This is a genomic window from Abyssisolibacter fermentans (genome assembly GCF_001559865.1).
Taxonomy (GTDB): Bacteria; Bacillota; Clostridia; order Tissierellales; family MCWD3; genus Abyssisolibacter; species Abyssisolibacter fermentans.
Window position 1 is genome coordinate 1 of sequence record NZ_LOHE01000043.1, and the last position, 3,358, is coordinate 3,358.

The 3,358-nt window shown below is 31.4% G+C and carries 2 protein-coding genes, 6 tRNA genes and 1 rRNA gene; 8 read left to right on the plus strand and 1 reads right to left on the minus strand.

Annotation, left to right across the window (positions count from 1 at the left end):
* The first annotated feature begins 27 nt into the window (after positions 1-27).
* The 6 genes from AYC61_RS06740 to AYC61_RS06765 all read left to right on the plus strand — a co-directional run bounded on the left by AYC61_RS06740 (position 28) and on the right by AYC61_RS06765 (position 539).
* Positions 28-103 (plus strand) — tRNA-Thr (locus AYC61_RS06740).
* Between the two features lie 8 nt (positions 104-111).
* A tRNA-Tyr gene (locus tag AYC61_RS06745) sits at positions 112-197 on the plus strand.
* Between the two features lie 7 nt (positions 198-204).
* Positions 205-278: transfer RNA gene (locus AYC61_RS06750), tRNA-Gly, on the plus strand.
* A gap of 10 nt (positions 279-288) precedes the next feature.
* Positions 289-365, plus strand: a tRNA-His gene (locus tag AYC61_RS06755).
* 9 nt (positions 366-374) lie between these two features.
* Positions 375-450 (plus strand) — tRNA-Lys (locus tag AYC61_RS06760).
* 5 nt (positions 451-455) lie between these two features.
* Positions 456-539: transfer RNA gene (locus AYC61_RS06765), tRNA-Leu, on the plus strand.
* Positions 540-865: 326 nt separating this feature from the next.
* Here AYC61_RS06765 and AYC61_RS06770 read toward each other — a convergent pair.
* Complete coding sequence (locus tag AYC61_RS06770) at positions 866-1,822, minus strand: MerR family transcriptional regulator (RefSeq protein ID WP_066498525.1); 957 nt, start codon at positions 1,820-1,822, stop codon at positions 866-868.
* Positions 1,823-2,054: 232 nt separating this feature from the next.
* Between AYC61_RS06770 and AYC61_RS06775 the strand changes: the two genes are divergently transcribed.
* Entirely contained in the window at positions 2,055-2,864 is an 810-nt protein-coding gene (locus AYC61_RS06775) for a divergent polysaccharide deacetylase family protein (protein WP_066498527.1), read from the plus strand.
* A gap of 435 nt (positions 2,865-3,299) precedes the next feature.
* A 16S ribosomal RNA gene (locus AYC61_RS06780) occupies positions 3,300-3,358 on the plus strand; the annotation flags it as partial.

A 3,358-nucleotide genomic window follows, 5' to 3' on the forward strand; every position in this document is an offset into this window, starting at 1 on the left:
GTCTCTTCCAGGTCGCCATAAAAAATTGCTGGTGTAGCTCAATTGGTAGAGCAACTGACTTGTAATCAGTAGGTTGAGGGTTCAAGTCCTTTCACCAGCTCCATAAAACAAGGAGGGGTTCCCGAGTTGGCCAAAGGGGACGGACTGTAAATCCGTTAGCTGTGCTTTCACTGGTTCGAATCCAGTCCCCTCCACCATATATATGCGGGTGTAGCTCAGTGGTAGAGCCCTGGCCTTCCAAGCCAGTCGCGAGAGTTCGATTCTCTTCACCCGCTCCAAATAACCTTGGTGGGTATAGCTCAGTTGGTTAGAGCGCCAGATTGTGGCTCTGGAGGTCATGGGTTCGACTCCCATTACTCACCCCATTTTAATTAGACCCATTAGCTCAGTTGGCAGAGCACCTGACTTTTAATCAGGGTGTCCGGCGTTCGAGTCGCCGATGGGTCACCACTTAAGCGGGAGTGGCGGAATTGGCAGACGCGCTAGACTTAGGATCTAGTGTCCTTGACGTGGGGGTTCGAGTCCCTTTTCCCGCACCATATTAAAAAGATACTTTAATTTATATTAAAGTATCTTTTTTCTTATATAATAGGATAGTCCTACTTCTGTAATAGAAGAATCGGCATCTTTGAATCACCCATCCATTTTTGATTTGGTGCATCCAAGAGGGCTTGAACCACTAACATTCTGATTCGTAGTCAGACACTCTATCCATATGTAGCTTTTAAAGAATTTATTAGTTAGAAAAATCTCTTGTTGTTGATCAAAAAAGTAGTGAGTTATCTTACCAACAAAAATTTTAATAGCTGATAGATATGTTCTAAGCAGAAAGCAAATATGTTTGTTAAATTTAGATAATGATTTATTAATCTATTTTTTTAATAGGTGTTAATAAATCCAATTGCTTTTCATTAAAATCAATATCACTAGACATAAAAGTATTAAAGTCAATACATTCTTCAAAACACCTACGATCCTTTTCAGGATTCCAATCAGATGCATATTTACTATTGTTATTTGTCCAATTATATAATTGTTCCCAACGTTCACCAATTATACTCATTTTAGTTGGTATAGCTGCAAAGAGACCACCATCAAATTCTTTTCTCCATAAAGGTGATGGTATCTCAAAATCTTCTGGCACAACAAACCATATTTCGTATCCATAAACAGTAGATGACTCAGAAGGGCTAGGATTATTAAACCCGAAATGTCTAAATCCAGGTTTTTTATCAAGGGAGTATTGAGCTATTACTTTATTTACGATTTTACTACAATCATCTTCAGGAGATTCGCTTTCAGCACGATAACAAGCAAAAATCATTTTTGGTAAATTAATAATTCTTACCTCATTATTAATTTCATTATAACTATTTTTTTCAGACATATTGCTCTTCCTTTCTGAGAGTGAAATTTGAAGTGCATTTTTGAATTCCGCCATAACAACACCTTCAGAAGTATCAATATACCTTAATGCTTTAGATAGGTCTTGACCTGATCTAATTAGTAAAATAAGTTTTTCAAGTACAATACTAAGAGCCTTAAATGTATTTGCTTCCTGCTTCGTATTTTCAAGATGACGAGATAATACTTTTATAGCTATATCAAGTTCACATGATTTAAAAATATATTCAATGTCTTGTACAGGAACTTTCAACTTTCTTAATAATACAATTTGCTTAATGCTTCTCATACTATCAGCATCATAATATCTATATCCGTTCTCCATTCTTATACTTTTTAGTATTCCTTTTTCTTCCCAATATCTTAAAGTACGATTTGATACATTAAAAGTTTTGGAAACTTCACCAATTCTTATCATAAAACTGCACCTCCTTCTCTCAAGATTAAGATTACACCTTGACGTGGCGTTAATGTCAAGAATTTTTTTAAAGTCTTTATTTATCTATTATAATAAATAAATAATAATAAATAAATAGCTTATAGAGTAAAGAAACTTTGTCCTACTAACATAAAATTGGGTATATAACAATATTATAAAATAAATAAAGATTAATCCTGTGTTAATTTGGGGTATGATAGGGGGATATAATTTGAAAAATCTTATAAGCATTATATCAATGATTCTATTGTTTTTTATTGTTATAGGAGTTGTTTTATATAATGACTATGCAGTTCAGACGTTATCATCTATATCAACTAAAAAAGCTTATGTAGCGATTATAATTGATGATTTTGGAAATAACAGAAACGGAGTAAAAGAAATGATGGATTTAGATATACCTATTACAGTAGCTGTTATGCCGTTTTTACCTTATAGTGTTCAAGATGCACAATATGCACATAAAAAAGGTTTAGATGTTATATTACATATGCCTATGGAGCCCAATTTTGGTAAACCTCAGTGGCTAGGGAAGAAAGCTATAACATCAAAATTAAATAATAAAGAAATAAGAGATATAATTAATGAATCATTAAATGAAATAAAATATGCAGTAGCTATTAATAATCATATGGGTTCAAAAATAACACAAAATAAAAGAATAATGAGAGAAATATTACAAGTACTAAAAGAAAGGGACTTATTTTTTATAGATAGCAAAACTACATCTAAATCTGTATCAAAAACATTATCTAATGATTTAGGAATAGTATGTTTAGAAAGAGATATTTTTTTAGACAATAAAAAAAGTTATTCACATATACAAAAGCAAATGAATATATTAGCTAGTGTTGCACATGAAAAAGGATATGCGATAGCAATAGGACATGTAGGACCTGAAGGTGGAAAAATTACAGCAGAAGTAATAAAAAAAATGTCATCAGAATTAAAAAAACAAGGAATAGAGTTTGTAGGTATTACTACAATGAAAAATATAATAGAAATAAATAATAATAATTAAATAGTAATATGGAATACTAAAAGCAAAGAACAATGTATGATTTCTGTAAATCATTTACTCATAGAAGTATGGATTTTATTTACTACTAAAATATTCGAAAAGTGAAGTTCATTTTTAACAGTAATCATGATATTATTATTAATAGTATTTGTATAAATATTGTGCCTGTTTATATAAATATTTTTAAATTTTAAATATACTATTGACTTATTTTTAAAATGGTGCTATACTACTACTTGTCGCTAAAAAACGAAAAAAAGTTTTTTAGATAGTATTTTCAAAAAAAGTGTTGACAAAATGCTTGTAATATGATAGACTTATAAAAGTCGGCAGCGAAGATAGTCGATAAAATAAGGATATAGAACCTTGAAAATTGAACAGTGCAAAGCCAAGCAATTAAATCAAAGAGTCAATTTTGATTAAACAATAAATTTTTTATTTGAGAGTTTGATCCTGGCTCAGGACGAACGCTGGCGGCGCGCCTAACACATGCA

Bases quoted from the DNA above. Each gene is read 5' to 3' on its own strand.
- AYC61_RS06770 (WP_066498525.1), bottom strand. From the start codon at position 1,822: ATGATAAGAATTGGTGAAGTTTCCAAAACTTTTAATGTATCAAATCGT.